This is a genomic window from Haliea salexigens DSM 19537 (assembly GCF_000423125.1).
Taxonomy (GTDB): Bacteria; Pseudomonadota; Gammaproteobacteria; order Pseudomonadales; family Halieaceae; genus Haliea; species Haliea salexigens.
Genome location: NZ_AUHJ01000004.1, coordinates 207,480 through 222,850, shown reverse-complemented (window position 1 = coordinate 222,850; position 15,371 = coordinate 207,480). Strand labels below are relative to the sequence as shown.

Annotated in this window: 15 protein-coding genes and 1 pseudogene; 6 read left to right on the top strand and 10 right to left on the bottom strand. The window is 55.3% G+C overall.

The genetic code is table 11. From position 1 onward, the window contains the following. Positions 1-430: 430 nt before the first annotated feature. Positions 431-826 (bottom strand): MerR family transcriptional regulator, encoded by a 396-nt coding sequence (locus G533_RS0106655; RefSeq protein ID WP_027949287.1) that lies wholly within the window; start codon positions 824-826, stop codon positions 431-433. Positions 827-898: 72 nt separating this feature from the next. Here G533_RS0106655 and G533_RS20885 point away from each other — a divergent pair, with 72 nt between their 5' ends. Further along, positions 899-1,543, top strand: coding sequence for a cation efflux transmembrane domain-containing protein (locus G533_RS20885; RefSeq protein ID WP_035526807.1), 645 nt, complete (start codon positions 899-901; stop codon positions 1,541-1,543). 123 nt (positions 1,544-1,666) lie between these two features. On the opposite strand, the gene G533_RS0106645 is transcribed toward G533_RS20885, so the two are convergent. The 8 genes from G533_RS0106645 to G533_RS0106620 all read right to left on the bottom strand — a co-directional run bounded on the left by G533_RS0106645 (position 1,667) and on the right by G533_RS0106620 (position 9,903). After that, positions 1,667-2,575: a cation diffusion facilitator family transporter gene (locus G533_RS0106645; RefSeq protein ID WP_027949286.1), complete on the bottom strand. Its 909-nt coding sequence runs from the start codon at positions 2,573-2,575 to the stop codon at positions 1,667-1,669. A gap of 116 nt (positions 2,576-2,691) precedes the next feature. Beyond that, positions 2,692-2,886: a DUF6316 family protein gene (locus G533_RS24465; protein WP_123034587.1), complete on the bottom strand. Its 195-nt coding sequence runs from the start codon at positions 2,884-2,886 to the stop codon at positions 2,692-2,694. A 79-nt stretch (positions 2,887-2,965) separates the two neighbouring features. Beyond that, the gene (locus G533_RS20880) at positions 2,966-6,112 is read right to left on the bottom strand and encodes an efflux RND transporter permease subunit (RefSeq protein ID WP_051230048.1); all 3,147 of its coding nucleotides are present in this window, start codon (positions 6,110-6,112) and stop codon (positions 2,966-2,968) included. A gap of 13 nt (positions 6,113-6,125) precedes the next feature. After that, entirely contained in the window at positions 6,126-7,340 is a 1,215-nt protein-coding gene (locus G533_RS0106635; protein ID WP_027949285.1) for an efflux RND transporter periplasmic adaptor subunit, read from the bottom strand. Positions 7,341-7,363: 23 nt separating this feature from the next. Next, entirely contained in the window at positions 7,364-8,635 is a 1,272-nt protein-coding gene (locus G533_RS0106630) for a TolC family protein (protein ID WP_205622567.1), read from the bottom strand. 99 nt (positions 8,636-8,734) lie between these two features. Continuing rightward, positions 8,735-9,082, bottom strand: coding sequence for a hypothetical protein (locus G533_RS24460; RefSeq protein ID WP_144079814.1), 348 nt, complete (start codon positions 9,080-9,082; stop codon positions 8,735-8,737). A 138-nt stretch (positions 9,083-9,220) separates the two neighbouring features. Further along, on the bottom strand, positions 9,221-9,544 hold the full coding sequence (locus G533_RS0106625) for a YkvA family protein (protein ID WP_084638852.1): 324 nt from the start codon (positions 9,542-9,544) through the stop codon (positions 9,221-9,223). An 83-nt stretch (positions 9,545-9,627) separates the two neighbouring features. Then, positions 9,628-9,903, bottom strand: coding sequence for a metal/formaldehyde-sensitive transcriptional repressor (locus tag G533_RS0106620; protein WP_027949282.1), 276 nt, complete (start codon positions 9,901-9,903; stop codon positions 9,628-9,630). 73 nt (positions 9,904-9,976) lie between these two features. Between G533_RS0106620 and G533_RS20875 the strand changes: the two genes are divergently transcribed. The 5 genes and pseudogenes from G533_RS20875 to G533_RS0106590 all read left to right on the top strand — a co-directional run bounded on the left by G533_RS20875 (position 9,977) and on the right by G533_RS0106590 (position 13,964). Next, on the top strand, positions 9,977-10,549 hold the full coding sequence (locus G533_RS20875) for a cation diffusion facilitator family transporter (RefSeq protein ID WP_276202565.1): 573 nt from the start codon (positions 9,977-9,979) through the stop codon (positions 10,547-10,549). A gap of 182 nt (positions 10,550-10,731) precedes the next feature. Continuing rightward, positions 10,732-11,064 (top strand): class I SAM-dependent methyltransferase, encoded by a 333-nt coding sequence (locus tag G533_RS23385; protein ID WP_051230045.1) that lies wholly within the window; start codon positions 10,732-10,734, stop codon positions 11,062-11,064. Positions 11,065-11,323: 259 nt separating this feature from the next. After that, entirely contained in the window at positions 11,324-12,277 is a 954-nt protein-coding gene (dmeF, locus tag G533_RS0106605; protein WP_027949281.1) for a CDF family Co(II)/Ni(II) efflux transporter DmeF, read from the top strand. A gap of 119 nt (positions 12,278-12,396) precedes the next feature. Then, a pseudogene (locus tag G533_RS23900) lies at positions 12,397-12,558 on the top strand (integrase core domain-containing protein); the annotation flags it as partial. Between the two features lie 294 nt (positions 12,559-12,852). Then, a protein-coding gene (locus tag G533_RS0106590; RefSeq protein ID WP_144079813.1) for an IS3 family transposase occupies positions 12,853-13,964 on the top strand; the annotation gives its coding sequence in 2 pieces (ribosomal slippage) (positions 12,853-13,114 and positions 13,114-13,964; 1,113 coding nt in all). Positions 13,965-14,228: 264 nt separating this feature from the next. Here G533_RS0106590 and G533_RS20860 read toward each other — a convergent pair. Next, a protein-coding gene (locus tag G533_RS20860; RefSeq protein WP_420835522.1) for an IS3 family transposase occupies positions 14,229-15,337 on the bottom strand; the annotation gives its coding sequence in 2 pieces (ribosomal slippage) (positions 14,229-15,088 and positions 15,088-15,337; 1,110 coding nt in all). Between the last annotated feature and the right edge of the window lie 34 nt (positions 15,338-15,371).

Here is a 15,371-nt window from a genome sequence, read left to right as displayed (position 1 = left end):
TTCACTGGATTGAATGATTGATGAGGCGCGTCAGAGTCAGTTGTCTTTGGTCAGGTAGCCCGGAACGCACCGCAGATAGGCAAGCATTCCGAACAACTCCACCTGTGATTGCAAAAAAATTACCACAGTAGCGGCACGTCAGACATCCTGCAGGGACAGTGCCAGCGGCAGCTTGACTAAAGAATTGCGGGTGCCGAGACTGAAGGTGAGGGTGCGGCCCGGAAGTAATGGCTTTAGGTGCTGAGTTATACCGTGAAAAGTTCGGTGATTTAGGAGATAAAACCTGAGGGCTTACAGTACTTTTTGGAAATGGGATAGAACTCAGGAAATCCTAGAAGACGGCCGTTCAGTTCAAGCTATATCTAAAATAGGGCACTAAGTGCATTGTCATGTAAATGCCTACAAGGTGCTTTCAAGGCTTCGAAGCTGTTTAATCACTACTGTTGCCCAGGGCCTCCAGGATACGGCATTCGGCAATGTCACCACCTGGGCAGCTTGCAGATATACGCCGAAGCTCCCTAGCCAGAGATTCAAGGTACTTGATGCGGTTGCGAATTCCGTGCAGATGCTTATCAGTAATACTGTCCACAGCCTGACAGGAAAGATCGGGTTGTTCTTTGAGCGACAGCAGTTCTCGGATATCGTCCACTGAAAAACCCAGCTCACGAGCATGAAGAATAAAGCGTAGCTGCTGGATATGATGGTCTGCGTAACAACGGTACCCACTTTCCGAACGCACAGTAGGCGAAAGAATGCCCACCCGTTCGTAGTAGCGAATGGTTTCGATATGGCAGCCTGACAGTCGTGATGCTTCGCCAATCTTCATGGTGTGTCTCTTGACTCTGTAGCGATTACAGACTTTAAGGTAGCAGAGAAAACACAATGCTTGGGGAGAATAATGAGTTCAGGTTGCTGCGATGTCGATACGGTTGACCAATTGGCTACGGCGGGGCGCCGTAAAACGCTGTACGTTGTCCTGTGGATCAATCTGCTGATGTTCGCCGCGGAACTCGGCGCTGGCATCTGGGCCGACTCCAAGGCGCTGATGGCGGATTCCGCCGATAATCTCGGCGACAGTCTGGTCTATGCCATAAGCCTCTTCGTGGTTGCTCGCAGTGTGCGCTGGCGTGCCGGGGCAGCCTTTATGAAAGGGTTGATTCAGCTCACCTTTGGGCTGGGCCTTATCCTCACGATTATCGCCAGTCTGCTGGGAGAACCACAGCCAATTGGGTTGGCGATGATGGCAGTTGCAGGTGTGGCGCTGGTTGGCAACCTGGTTTGCTTCGGACTGCTGATGAAGCATCGGGGTGAGGATGTGAACATGCGTTCTGTGTGGCTGTGTTCCCGCAATGATGTGATCGGGAATGTCGGAGTAATTATATCGGGAGTTCTGGTTATTTGGCTCGATTCGTATTGGCCGGACTTAATAGCCGCCAGTCTTGTGGCTGTCGTTTTTCTGCACACAGCCTATGAAGTGCTTCGAGATGCGGGCCGGTCTTGGCGGAGTGAACCACACACCCATTTCGGCAGACGCGGTGATTGACGGAAAGGCCGGTGAATGTTGGGCCGCTCTTGCTTGTCAATTGTTTCTCGGGGTTCTACCCCACTTTCACGGACGGTTTTAAAACGGCTCCGTTCTTGCCGGTGCTTATGGAGAATGTTTCTGTCAACCATGCCCATAGGTGTGGGCATCCTTGTGCCCGTGGTCCGGGTGCTCGAATTCCAGTGTTGAATGACTGATGTTGAATTCCTGCGCCAGTGCCTGTTTTATCCAGTACTTGATATTCTCAAGCTGACCCCATGCGCTTTCATCGATAATCACATGGGCCTCCAGCGAGGCATCGTGCTCGCCCATCTGCCAACAATGCACGTGATGAAGATCGATAACGCCTTCGATGTTGGACAGGGCAACAATGACGGCATTGGTATCGATACCCACCGGGCTGCCCAGCATGAGGGTTCTGATAGTACCGCCGATTTCTGTCAGACCCAGGTAGAGAATGTAGCCCGCGATGCCGATGGTGATGGCAGGATCAACCCAGCGCATGTCGTAGAGTAAAATAAGGCTCCCGCCAATGACCACGGCGACCGACGCAAGTGCATCCGACAGATTGTGAAGAAACAGTGCGCGGATGTTGACACTGTCTTTCTGCATCGAAAACGTTAGTGACGCTGTTAATGTATCCACGGCCAGAGCGATAACACCAAGCCAGACGACCCACCAGCCCTTTACCTCTGGAGGATCAATGATCCGCATGCCCCCTTCGTAGATCAGGTAGATCCCGATAATGATCAAGGTAGTGTAATTAATGAGGGCTGCAACGATTTCAATGCGTCCATAGCCAAAGGTCATCTTTGCGTCAGCCGGACGGCGCGCAATTTTTTGCGCCGCGAACGCGATGACGAGTGATGCCATGTCAGAGAAGTTATGGAGGGCGTCGGCGATAAGGGCGAGACTGCCGGCAAAAATACCTCCCCCAATTTGAGCCAGGGTCAAGATCCCGTTCGCCCAGATGGCGATAGCAACGCGTTTATCCTTGATCTCGGGGGGCATATGCACATGATCGTGGCTCATCGGATTAACCTCGCTGGGGGCTATTGATAAAAATGTATTTGGTGTACTTAACCTACTCTTTACATAGTTACCTGGTTACCTGTGACTTGGCGACTCTGTGGGTTTTGGACCATTGCTTATTCACCCTTTTTGGCAGTTTTCAGAAATTCCGCCAAGCCCTCTTCTGCAGCTTCTTTGGTCGAAAACGGTCCGATATTTTGACCTTCACGGGTTAAAAAATACCAGTCACTGTTAATGGCGTGGATGCGATGTGTTCGAAAGGATGGAACTTCTTTCGAGTCGTCTTTTCGTTGCTTCCTTGGATCGTTCATAGTCTTTCCTGGGTATAAAACGCATTAAAGAACGCTGAAAAAAAACATGGGGAGACTCCTCCCCATGGTAGGGCTTTGGTTAACTATCAGAGTCGTGTTTAATGTCGCCTGTGGGCTCGGAGTCGCTGGTGCTTCTGCCATGCAACAACGCATAGAGCACAGGGAGTACAAACAACGTCAACAGGGTAGACGAGATAATCCCGCCGATCACCACGGTCGCCAGAGGACGCTGGACTTCGGCGCCGGTACCTGTATTGAGGGCCATGGGCACAAAGCCGAGACTAGCGACCAAAGCGGTCATCAAGACCGGCCGCAGGCGGATCAGGGCACCCTCGACAATGGCCTTCATCAGGTTACCCTGCTCGTGCCACAGATCGCGGATAAAGGCGATCATCACCAAGCCGTTTAACACCGCCACCCCGGAGAGGGCGATGAAGCCAACACCCGCCGAGATCGACAGGGGCATGTCTCGCAGCCACAGGGACAGAACTCCACCGGTGAGGGCCAGTGGCACGCCAGTGAAGATGATCAGGGCATCCCTGAGGGAGCCGAAGGCCATCACCAAGAGTGCGAGGATGATGGCAAGTGTCACCGGCACCACGATGGCAAGCCGCTGGCTGGCGGATCGCAGTTGCTCAAAGGTACCGCCGTAGTCCAGCCAGTACCCAGGGGGCAAATCGACTTCGTCCGCAATGCGCGCCTGTGCTTCCTCGACAAATCCACCCAGGTCGCGGTCTCGCACGTTGGCGGTGACTACTACCCGACGCTTGCCGTTTTCCCGGCTGATCTGGTTGGGCGCGGGTGCCAGTTCAAGATCGGCCACTTCCGATAGGGGTACATAGCCACCGTCCGGCAGGGGGACTGGCAGGTCCGCGAGGCTGTCCACATCCCGGCGGATGTCTTCGGGCAGACGCACCATCAACTGGAAGCGGCGGTCGCCTTCGTAAATCAGGCCGGCGTTTTCGCCCCCGACTCCGGCTGCCACCAGATCCTGAAGATTATCCACGGTCAGCCCGTAGCGTGATAGCACCATGCGCCTGGGGTGTATCGACAGCATGGGCAGGCCGGTCACCTGTTCGACCCGGGTATCGGCGGCGCCTTCCATGGACTCCACAACCTCGAGGACGTCGTTGGCCGATGCCAGCAGCTGATCCAGGTTATCGCCGAACACCTTGATCCCGAGGTCGGCGCGCACGCCGGAGATCAGTTCATTGAAGCGCATCTCGATGGGCTGGGTGAACTCGTAGTTGTTCCCAGGCAGTTGCGTTACCGCGTCTTCCATTTCCGCCACCAGTTCATCCTTGGTTTTGTCTGGATCTGGCCATTGGCTGCGGGGCTTCAAGATGACGAAGTTGTCCGCCACGCTGGGGGGCATGGGGTCTGTGGCCACTTCCGGCGTGCCGATCTTGGCGAATACCTTGTCCACCTCCGGAAACGCCTTCAGTCGCTCTTCCAGCTGCGACTGCATCTCGATAGATTGCTCCAGTCCAGTGCCCGGGATGCGCAGGGCATGGAGTGCAATATCCCCTTCATCCAGTTGTGGAATAAATTCCGACCCCAGGGTGGTCGCCAGCCAGAGAGAGACCGCCACCAGCGCGGTTGCCCCGCCCAACACCAGCCAGCGGAACCTTATCGCCACATGCAGCGCGGGCCTGTAAAGCGATTTGGCGCCACTTATTACCGGGCTTTCCTTTTCGCTGATTTTGCCGCCCATAAAAACTGCCACAGCGGCGGGCACCACGGTGAGTGATAGCACCATGGCCGACAGCAGGGCCATCACCACGGTGGCCGCCATGGGGTGGAACATTTTGCCCTCGACGCCGGTAAGGGCAAAGATCGGCAGGTATACCACGGTAATGATGGCGACACCGAACAGGCTGGGGCGAATGACCTCGTTGGTGGCCTCGAACACCAGCTGCAGTCGCTCCTTTAGGGCCAGTTGATTCTCGTGCTGGGCTTGGGACAGGCGTCGGGTACAGTTCTCGACGATGATAACCGCGCCGTCGACGATTAGGCCGAAGTCCAGCGCCCCCAGGCTCATCAAATTGGCGGACACGCCAGACTGCACCATGCCGGTGATGGTGGCGAGCATCGCAAGCGGAATGACAGCTGCCGTGATCAAGGCGGCGCGCAGGTTGCCCAGTAACAGAAACAGCACCACGATCACCAGCAGTGCCCCTTCAAGCAGGTTTTTCTCCACCGTGGCGATGGCCTTGTCCACCAGCGCCGTGCGGTCGTATACCGCCTCCACCTTGACGCCCTCGGGTAGGGAGGGCTGAATGGCCTTCAGCTTTTTGGCCACGGCCTGTGCCACTGCCCGAGAGTTTTCTCCCACCAGCATCATGGCCGTGCCCATCACCGTTTCCTTGCCGTCGCGGGTGGCGGCGCCGGTGCGCAGCTCCTTGCCAATGGCCACGTCAGCTACATCGGCTACCCGGACTGGCGCACCATCCCGGTTGGCAATCACCACCTGTTCAATATCGCCAATGGTGGCCAGCTGCCCGGGCGAGCGCACCAACAGCTGTTGGCCGTTGCGTTCGATATAGCCGGCGCCGCGATTGGTGTTATTGTCCCGCAGGGCGCTGACCAGTTCATCCACCGTGATGCCGAACTCCAGCAACCGTTGGGGCGACGGCGTGACGTGGTACTGCTTGTCGTAGCCGCCTATGGTGTTGACCTCGATGACACCGGGCACCTGGGCCAGCTGCGGCTTGATGATCCAATCCTGGATCTCCCGCAGCGCCGTAGCGTCCAGCGGACTGCCATCCGCTTGAGTGGCGCCGGGCAGGGCTTCTACGGTGTACATGAAGATCTCGCCAAGGCCGGTGGCGATGGGACCCATCTCCGGCTCCAGCCCGGGGGGCAGCGCGCCCTTGATGGCGCCCAGTCGCTCATTGATCAGATTGCGGGCGAAGTAGATATCCGTGCCTTCTTCGAACACCACCGTCACCTGGGACAGGCCGTAGCGGGACAGGGACCGGGTATAGGACAGGTTGGGCAGGCCGTACAAAGCCGTTTCCACCGGGAAGGTGATGCGTTGCTCTGCCTCCAGAGGCGAATAGCCCGGTGCCTCGGTGTTGATCTGCACCTGGACATTGGTGATATCCGGCACCGCGTCGATGGGCAGGCGCTGAAAACTCCACACGCCCACGCCGACCAGCACGAGAATAAGGGATAACATTAAAAACCGTCGCTCTACCGAGAGACGTACGATGGCATTGATCATCATAGCCTCCTGGTTAGTGGTCGTGGGATGCGCCGGATTTTTCGATATCGGCCTTGATCAAATAACTGTTTTCCACCACATAGCGATCGCCTGCTTGCAGGCCGCCCAGCACCTCAGTCAGGTTGCCGTCGCTGCGGCCCAGCTCCAGTGGGCGGATCTCGTAGGTGTCATCCACCTGAATAAACACCACGGTCCAGTCCCGGAAGGATTGCAGGGCGCGGTTGTCAACCACCAACGGGGCCTCCGTCGTTTCCACCACGATCTCTCCGGTCACCAGCAAACCGGGGGTCAGCAGTCCCTCGGCATTGTCGACTTCGACCCGGGCCAGAGTGTAGGGCGCGTTGCCGGGTGCCGGCAGCAGGTGGCGGATGGTGCCTTCCCGCTCGATGCCGTCAGCCTTCAGTCGGACTTTCTGACCAATGGCAACCTCGGCCCGTTGGCCGGGGAAGACCTTGAATTCGCCCCACAGAGTGGTCAAATCGGCAATGGCGAATAGAGGCTGCTCACCGGCCATTTCCCCATTGCTGATCCGACGCTTAATGACGATTCCGCCGATGGGCGCGCGCAGTGCGTAGGTCTGCAGACTTTCGTTGGATTCTACCTGAGCGAGTACGTCACCACGTTCGACCCGATCGCCCAGATTGACCTTCACCTGGCTGACCACGCCCGGGAAACGGGCGCGGATCCGGGCAATCTGCTGCGGTGCCGTGGTCAGGCTGCCGTAGGTGGTGAGGCTACGCTCGATGGCACCCGGCCCGGCTGCGGCCGTTGTGATACCCGCTTTTTGGGCGATAGCCGGGGCAATCCGGGTGCGACCCTCATGGGATTCCCAGAGCCAGCTGTAGTTCTTGCCGTCCATCGCGAGGGTCACTTCCACGTCGAAGGAGTGGGGCTCGATCACCACGCCATCTCCCAGCCAGTAGTCCCCCCGGTAGGCGAAGTCGAATGTGTCCACTTGCCCGCCCAGGCGGGTGAGCTGGACATTGAGGTCAATAGCATCGGTAACGGCGCGGCCAGCCTTGGTGACCCAGGCCCGGTATTCCGGGGGAACGCCCTGCTCAAAGATTTGTAGTTCGACGGTGGCGTCGTTCTGTTGCAGCAGTATGCCGCCGTGAGGCCCTTTAGCCTCGGCCTGCGATTCGCCCTGTTGTTCCTCGGCAGCGTGTAAGGGACTGACGGCAAGGCAGCTGGCCACCAGAATCAGACAGAGTTGTTTTATCAGTTGCATGGTGTGAGTCCTGAATTCGTGGGTTAGCGCGCCGGGGCGCCCGGAGCAGTCGCGAGTGGCTGCGCCGTAAGTTGTTCGATCAACGCCTGGTTGAGCAGCGCCGTGGTCGCGGCGTCGACCAGTACCTCCCGTGCTGAGAGCAGCTCACGCTGTGCGGCGGTCCACTCCACATAGCTGTAGCGGCCGTTTTCATAGGCTTGGCCGGTCTGAGTGAGTGCATCGGTCAGGTCGGGAAGCATTTGGCTGCGAATCTGCTCAACAGCCTCAATACTTTGTTGCCGCAAATGGTAGGCATCGAAGAGGCGCGAATGGAGGCGCAGCAGGGTATCCTCCCGGCGGAATCGGACCTCATCCCGCGCCGCCAGGGCGGCCTGCACCTCGCCCCGATTGCGCCGTCCGGAAAAGAGCGGTACCGAAAGCCCAGCGGTCAAGGCCGTATCATCCGTCTCTTCGAAGCGCCGGATGCCGACCTGCCAACGGATGTCGCTCTCGGACTGGCTGCGCGCCAGCTGAATCTCCGCTTCGCGGATACGCTGTTCGCTCGCGTAGATTTGAATGGCTGGGCTGGCGCTGACCCGCTGGTACAGGGCATCGAAGTTGTCGGAGTAACCGAACTGGAACAGATCGCCTTCCAGCAATTGAAAGTCCGGGCTGGTATCGCCCCACAGGGAAGCCAGAGCCATTTTCCGGCTCGCGAATTCGGTTTGCCGACGGGCCTGCTCAATACGACTCTGGGTGAGCGCGGCCCTGGCGCGCAGGACTTCGGCCTGCGGCGCTGCGCCCCGGTCGGCACGTCGGGTGACGATCTCGTGGGTGGTCTCGGCCAGCGCCACGGCTTCAGCGGCTAGTTGGAGTTTTTCCTGCAGGGCCAGGGTGGCGACAAAACGCTGGGTCGCCTGTCCCAAGAGATCCAGGGTCTCGGCCCGGCGCTCGACCTCGACCCGCCCGTATCGTGAGTTAACCACGCTCACGCGGGCCTGACGCTTGCCGCCAAGTTCGAGAGCCGATGACAAGGACAGGGTGTACTCCGCCCCGTCGACCCCTTCCAGATTGTCGCTGCCGAGGAAGTTTTCCACTTCCAGGCCGGCCTCCAGGGCAGGATTTTGATCTGCCGTAACGCGGCGACCCTCAAGGCCCTGAAGGCGAAAATCGAAGACCTGGAGGCCGGGGTTTTGCGCCATGGTCCGCGAGAGGGCCTCGGACAGAGTGAGCGGTTTGTCACCGGCATGGGCCAGGGCAGAACCGAATGCCAGCGCTAAGAGGCAAAAAGCATGGATAATAAAGTGGCACGGCATTGCGCGCCGCCCGTTTTTTACGGGCATGCTGAAAAGCATAAGACTGCTCCTACGAAAGTCTAGATGACAGTTCCCCGGGTGGGGAAGGTATTCGCAGGATCAGACGATAGGAGGGCGGAAAAGGGAGGATTGAACCCCGGTGGTGAAGTTGACTTGGTAGTCGGACAGTACTATTCCCGCAGTTAAGCCGGAAGTGTTGGTGAGGGTTCCCAGCAACACCATGTGGAAGCAGCTATGGCTGTGATGGCAATGGTCCGCTGAATGATTGGGGCTGTCGGGAGACGACTTGGTTGCCTGATTTTCGCTGAAAAAATCCGCTGATTCGTGTGAATGCTCATCATGATGTGGCATTGCAGGGTTGTGCGGCTGTGCCTCATAGGCAATAGATGCCATCGACTGCAAAGCAATCAACAGCGTCATTGCGACTATGAAACAGCGTTTAATCATGCAGGCGGTCCAATAATGTGAGCGAGAGCCTAGCAGAAAGGCAACCACATAGAAAGGACTGGACTCCCATGGCGTTAGGTGAGTCCGTCGTGCGGTGGCCTGACGAAATCAAGTGGAGGTGATAATTCAATTGGCTCATCAATATCCCCATAGATAGATTGATATGGCTATAGCAGATAGCCACAGACCGATAATGACGCTCGCCGCGACCCGGCTGATCGGCGTTGGGTGGTGGAGTCTGGCACGTTCGCGATTCTCATGAATGACAATCTTTGGAGTCATTTTTACTACCAGCCAGATGCCCGCCGGAACGATCAATAAGTCATCCAGGTAGCCAATGACCGGGATGAAGTCTGGAATGAGGTCGATAGGGGAAAAAGCATAGGCACCGACGACAAAGGCGAGTATTTTGGTGTGCAGAGGAGTACGCGAGTCCCGCGCAACCAGCCACACCGTATACATGTCCTGCCTGATAAGCCTGGCCCATCGTTTCAGGCGCGTTCGCAATGTCTTCACCGGTATTTCGGAATTAATCGTTGAATGACTTATTTTAAATACGATCGCAGTATGCCGATGACATCATCGAGTTCCTGCTGACGCTGTGCCTGAGAAATGTTTTCGGCGCCCAGATGTTCACGCAGATGACCTTCGAGCACTTCGGACATCAGGCCATTGATAGCACCGCGTATGGCCGCTATCTGTTGCAGTATGGCTGTGCAATCCTTGCCCTGATCCAGGGCTTTTTCAATGGCTTCTGCCTGCCCCTTAATGCGTCGAACCCGGGTTAAGAGCTTTTTTTGATCCCTGTTGGTGTGTGCCATAAGCACTGTTCTCTAGTGTATAAATATATACTGGGGTATAGTATATACCGCGATGCATTAAGGTACCAGTCCTGTGGAAAAATTTGACAACACCATGCCTTGGCAGCACTCCCATATTTTTGATGACGGCAATCCGTTAGCGAAACGAAACACCCGGTGGGCCGTTTGGCTCACTGCAATTACCATGGTGGTGGAAATCGCCGGGGGATGGATTTACAACTCCATGGTGCTATTGGCCGATGGTTGGCGCATGAGTTCCCATGCGATGGCGTTGGGTTTGTCGGTCCTGGCTTACGGCGCAGCACGGCGTTTGGCCCATAGCAAACGCTCCGCCTTCGGCACCTGGAAAATTGAAATCCTCGGGGGCGATACCAGTGCGATAATACTGGTCGGAGTCGCCGGGTTGATGTTGTTTCAATCCGTTGAACGCTTGCTGGCACCGAGCCCCATTCACTATGACCAGGCGACCTTGATAGCCATGGTAGCTTTGTTGGTCAATCTCGCCCGTCCCTGGTTATTGAAAGATGACCATGCTCATCATAATGGCATGGATAGCCACGATGCCATCAAGTCGGCGCCGGTAGAGGTGGCAATATTGGATTTGCATGTCTGGCGAGTAGGGAAGGGAAGCTACGCCTGCATCTAGTCGCTCGTGGTGGATGAAACCGTAGCGCCTGAGGATATCAAACGGTATTTAGGCGTATGCAAAGAGCTTGCTCATGTGACCGTGGAGTTGAATCAAGTCAGAGGGTAGCAAGCTATAATCATCCTGATCTTTTAAGCGCCGCCAAGTATTCTATGATTGCATCGTGAGTAGATAAGGATGCATTGGTAAAACGAAACCTGATTGAACACGCAGGCTTCGATGAGGGGGTGAGCGATCTTGATCTGGCCGCGGGAACCGGCACGTTATCCATTATGATCAAGCGGCGCATAGCCAGTGTGGATGTGACCTGTGTAGATGGTGATCCGAAGATACTCGAGATAGCGGAGAGGAACGCGAGAGAGGCCAATGTACGCGTAGATTTTGACAATGCGATGGCGACCAACCTTCCTTATCCGGACTCGACTTTTGACAGAGTTGTCTCCACGTTGTTTTTTCATCATCTCAACAAATATACGAAGTCCCAGGCTCTGTTAGAAGTTTTTCGAGTGATATAGCCGGGTGGTAGACTGGTTGTAGCTGATTGGGGTAAACCGACCGGGTTTCTGATGCGTCTATTGTCCTATCCTATACAGTGGCTGGATGTGCTCGAAACAACGCGGGACAACATAGAGGGCGAACTTCCCGCTATGGTCCAGGATGCAGGTTTTGAAAATGTTCAGACTCTAGAATCAATCAACACAGTTTTCGGAACGCTCGCCATAAACAGCCCAGAGAAGCGTGAAACGTCCATAACCGAATAGAGCGCGAGACCATATGCATAGCCGTAACAAAGAAGCCTGGAGCCACGATCACACATTTGGTCAGGAAAACCGCAGGCCGGGCGAATCCAAAACACTGCTCGTGATCGCTATAACGTCGATCATGATGATCGTTGAGCTTGTCGCCGGGATTGTTTATGGGTCCATGGCACTGTTGGCGGACGGTCTTCACATGGCCTCCCATGCTGCTGCACTGAGCATCAGCGCATTCGCCTATATCTATGCCCGCCGAAATGCACGTAACCAGGTCTACAGCTTTGGCACCGGGAAAGTAAATGCGCTGGGTGGCTTCTCAGGAGCCGTGCTATTGGCAATCTTCGCCATATACATGGGATTCGAGAGCATTGTAAGAATGCTCAATCCGGTGGAAATCGTATTCAACCAGGCCATTTTCGTCGCGGTTCTGGGATTGATTGTAAACGGCGCTTGCGTGTTCATTCTGGGCAGCGATGAAGATGGGCATATACATCATCATTCCTATGGAGACGACCATCATCACGACCATAATCTGAGATCCGCCTACCTTCACGTTATGGCAGACATGTTAACGTCAATTCTTGCGATCATTGCGCTACTTGCAGGTAAGTATTATGAACTAATCTGGATGGACCCTGCGATGGGCATTGTCGGTGCCATACTCGTTGCTCGCTGGTCATACGGTTTGCTCGGCTCCACGAGTGCAATATTGCTCGACAAGCAAGCCCCGATCGAGCTTCGAGACAATATTCAAGAGATACTTGAGGCCGACCGCGATACCCAAGTTACGGATCTGCATGTCTGGTCTATTGGCCCGGAGATATATTCCGCGCAGATTGCCGTGGTTGCCCACAACCCTCAATCGCCAGATCAATACAAAGATCTCATTCCAGATTCTTTGGGACTGGTGCATTTAACTGTTGAGGTTCATTTGTGTCCTGATGGTGATGGGGAAAGCTTCGGGGTTGCATGATTTCGGCGTGACACTTTGAAATATCGATATACTCAATGTTCATGTTTGTCGTGATCGTGGCACCGTGCACGAAGTTCCACGCGGTCGGTGGTGTGGGCGGTCTGTACTTTCATTTCAGCTGGGCAGTTACAAATGGGCTCGATCCAGCGTTAATTGATCCCGGCAAGCCTTGGCAGAACGGTACCAATGAAAGCTTCAACGGTAAGTTTTGGGACGAATGCCTGGGTATGGAATGGTTCAGAACGCGGGCCGAGGCAAAGGTCCGAATTGAGACCTGGCGATAGCACTACAATGAGGTCAGGCCACATTCGAGTTTGGGCGAACAGACGCTACAGGCGTTTGGAACAACATGCGGCATTGCCGCTCAATCCGGAGTCATCTCTTAATGATTGAATGATCCGAAGAAAGCAGGCAGGTCAGTACCCCCAGTTTTTCAAACTGTTGAAGTGTTTCACGAACTGTATTCTCCGGGATGATGGTCGCGACAGGCGTTGTCATGATGTAAGTGCCCCGGCCAATAGTCCCAAGCAAAACTGGAGTTCTCAGCCATAATCAATGTGGCAAGGAGAACGACAATGCGTAAATCCCGATTCACTGACTCCCAGATTGTGAAGGTGCTGAAGGAAGTCGAAGGCGGCAGACAGGTCATGGAGGTCTGTCGCGAATATGGCATCTCAGACGCGACCTACTACAACTGGAAGGCCAAATACGGCGGCATGGAGGTCTCCGATATCAAACGGCTTAAAGAACTCGAGGAAGAGAATCTACGGCTCAAACGGATGTTCGCCGATCTCAGTCTCAAGCACGAAGCCCTGAAGGATATCGTCGAAAAAAAGCTTTAAGGCCGGCTGCGAAGCGAGAGCTCGTAGACTTCGCCAGGCAGATGCACGGACTGAGCCTCAGGGCTGCATGTCAGATCTTGAACCTCAGTCGCTCTGTCTATCGCTACCGGCCGGATACCTCCAAGGATATGCCTGTGATTGAGGCCATCCAGGCGGTCGTTGAGGAATTCCCTGGGTGGGGCTTTCCCAAGGTGTACAAGACACTCAGGCGTCGCGGGCACGGCTGCAATCATAAGCGCGTGCACCGTGTGTACTGTCTTCTACGGTTGAATAAGTGCCGTAAAGGTAAGCGACGGCTGCCCACCCGCAACCCGGAGCCACTGGCGGTACCCAATATGGCCAATCAGTGCTGGTCGATGGACTTCATGAGCGACACGCTCCGTGATGGCCGTCGATTCCGCACCTTCAACGTTCTGGAGGACTTTAACCGGGAAATACTGGCGATTGAGGTGGACCTGAATCTACCCGCAGCCAGAGTGATCCGGGTGCTGGACAGGATTGCTGAGCAGAAGGGCTACCCCGAGAAGATGCGTTGCGATAACGGTCCAGAATTTATATCAATCGCCCTGGCAGGCTGGGCAGAGGATCATGGAGTTCACCTAGACTTTATCCAACCAGGAAAGCCCACACAGAACTCATACGTAGAGCGATTCAACAGAACCTACAGGGATGAGATCTTGGATCTCTATCTGTTCAGTTCGCTATCTGAGGTGCGAGACCTGACCAATGAATGGATGAGGAAATACAACGAACAGCGGCCCCATGATTCCCTCGGAGACCTGACTCCAGTGGAATATCTAGTGGCTGCAAAACGGGCTGAAAACTCTAGTAATGCGTGGACCTAATCAGGGGATACTTACAATGATGTCTGCAGCCGCCACGGCGTGCGCATCCTCTGAGAGCTTAGTACTGTTCTATATGCATCAAGCTCAGTGTTTGCGTTTCTGTGCGCTTCTAGACCAAGGTTGATGGGGTCAATTGAATGGGATTTCTTTACCTCATCTTTGAACATCGTGGCTAAAGGCATCTGTACGTAGTTATTGGGTCCATATACTCCAAACATAAAATCGCACTCCATCTGACCTGCCTGCTTTTTTCGGACCACTCCATCATTGAGAGATGACTCCGGATTGAGCGGCAATGCCGCATGTTATTCCAAACGCCTTTGGCGTCTGTTTGCCCAAACTCGAATGTGGCCTGACCTCATTGTAGTGCTGTCGCCAGGTCTCAATTCGGACCTTTGCCTCGGCCCGCGTTCTGAACCATTCCATACCCAGGCATTCGTCCCGAAACTTACCGTTGAAGCTTTCATTGGTACCGTTCTGCCAAGGCTTGCCGGGATCAATTAACGCTGGATCGAGACCATTTGTAACTGCCCAGCTGAGCAGTGCTTTTGAAATGAATTCCGGACCATTATCTGAGCGAATATGCTTCGGGCTGCCGCGTTCACTAATGACACGGCTTAACACTTCAATCAATCTACCAGAACGGATTGAGCCGGCAACATCAATCGCTAGGCATTCTCTTGTGTACTCATCCACCAAGGTCAGGCACTTCAACTGCTGGCCGTTTGCACAAGCGTCGAAAACGAAATCGTATGCCCAGACTTCATTGGCGCGGCTAGGGGTAGTCGGTCGCGGCCTGCTGTGGGCAATCCGCTTTCTGGGCCGCTTCCTTGGCACTTGAAGCCCAGCTTGGCTCCAGATCCGATACGCTCGCTCCTCGCCCATCACATGGCCCTCTCTACCAAGGAACACTTGAATACGGCGGTAACCATAGCGTGGGTACAGCCCGGACAGACGCTTCATCGCAACCACGACCGCCGCATCTTTGGCTGTCATCTTCGACTGATAGCTCAGCGCCGAACGGGCAACCTGAAGTAGCATGCAAGCTCTCCTCACCGACAGGCCTCGTGATGTTGCGTAAGTGACCTGCCGGCGGCGAGCGGGCACGCTCACCACTTTTTTACGTTGATCTCCTTCATGACCTCAATTTCGAGATCTCGCTCGGCTAGGATCTTCTTCAGCCGCGCATTCTCCTGCTCCAGCGTCTTTAGCCGACGTACATCTGTCGGTTGCATCCCCATAAAATGCTTGCGCCAGTTGTAGATAGTGACTTCGCTGACGCCATACCTCTTGGCGACTTCGGCAACCGTTGATCGCTCTGCTTCCTGCAGAATCGCAACCATCTTCTCTTCGCTGAATCTTCCCTTCTTCATGACTCGTCCTCGTGAGAGGGAGCAATCTTCTCAA

What these genes read in the sequence shown, in the direction of transcription:
- G533_RS0106655 (WP_027949287.1), bottom strand. Translation starts at nt 826, where the DNA reads ATGAAGATTGGCGAAGCATCACGACTGTCAGGCTGCCATATCGAAACC.
- G533_RS20885 (WP_035526807.1), top strand. Translation starts at nt 899, where the DNA reads ATGAGTTCAGGTTGCTGCGATGTCGATACGGTTGACCAATTGGCTACG.
- G533_RS0106645 (WP_027949286.1), bottom strand. Translation starts at nt 2,575, where the DNA reads ATGAGCCACGATCATGTGCATATGCCCCCCGAGATCAAGGATAAACGC.
- G533_RS24465 (WP_123034587.1), bottom strand. Translation starts at nt 2,886, where the DNA reads ATGAACGATCCAAGGAAGCAACGAAAAGACGACTCGAAAGAAGTTCCA.
- G533_RS20880 (WP_051230048.1), bottom strand. Translation starts at nt 6,112, where the DNA reads ATGATCAATGCCATCGTACGTCTCTCGGTAGAGCGACGGTTTTTAATG.
- G533_RS0106635 (WP_027949285.1), bottom strand. Translation starts at nt 7,340, where the DNA reads ATGCAACTGATAAAACAACTCTGTCTGATTCTGGTGGCCAGCTGCCTT.
- G533_RS0106630 (WP_205622567.1), bottom strand. Translation starts at nt 8,635, where the DNA reads ATGCCGTGCCACTTTATTATCCATGCTTTTTGCCTCTTAGCGCTGGCA.
- G533_RS24460 (WP_144079814.1), bottom strand. Translation starts at nt 9,082, where the DNA reads ATGATTAAACGCTGTTTCATAGTCGCAATGACGCTGTTGATTGCTTTG.
- G533_RS0106625 (WP_084638852.1), bottom strand. Translation starts at nt 9,544, where the DNA reads ATGTATACGGTGTGGCTGGTTGCGCGGGACTCGCGTACTCCTCTGCAC.
- G533_RS0106620 (WP_027949282.1), bottom strand. Translation starts at nt 9,903, where the DNA reads ATGGCACACACCAACAGGGATCAAAAAAAGCTCTTAACCCGGGTTCGA.
- dmeF (WP_027949281.1), top strand. Translation starts at nt 11,324, where the DNA reads ATGCATAGCCGTAACAAAGAAGCCTGGAGCCACGATCACACATTTGGT.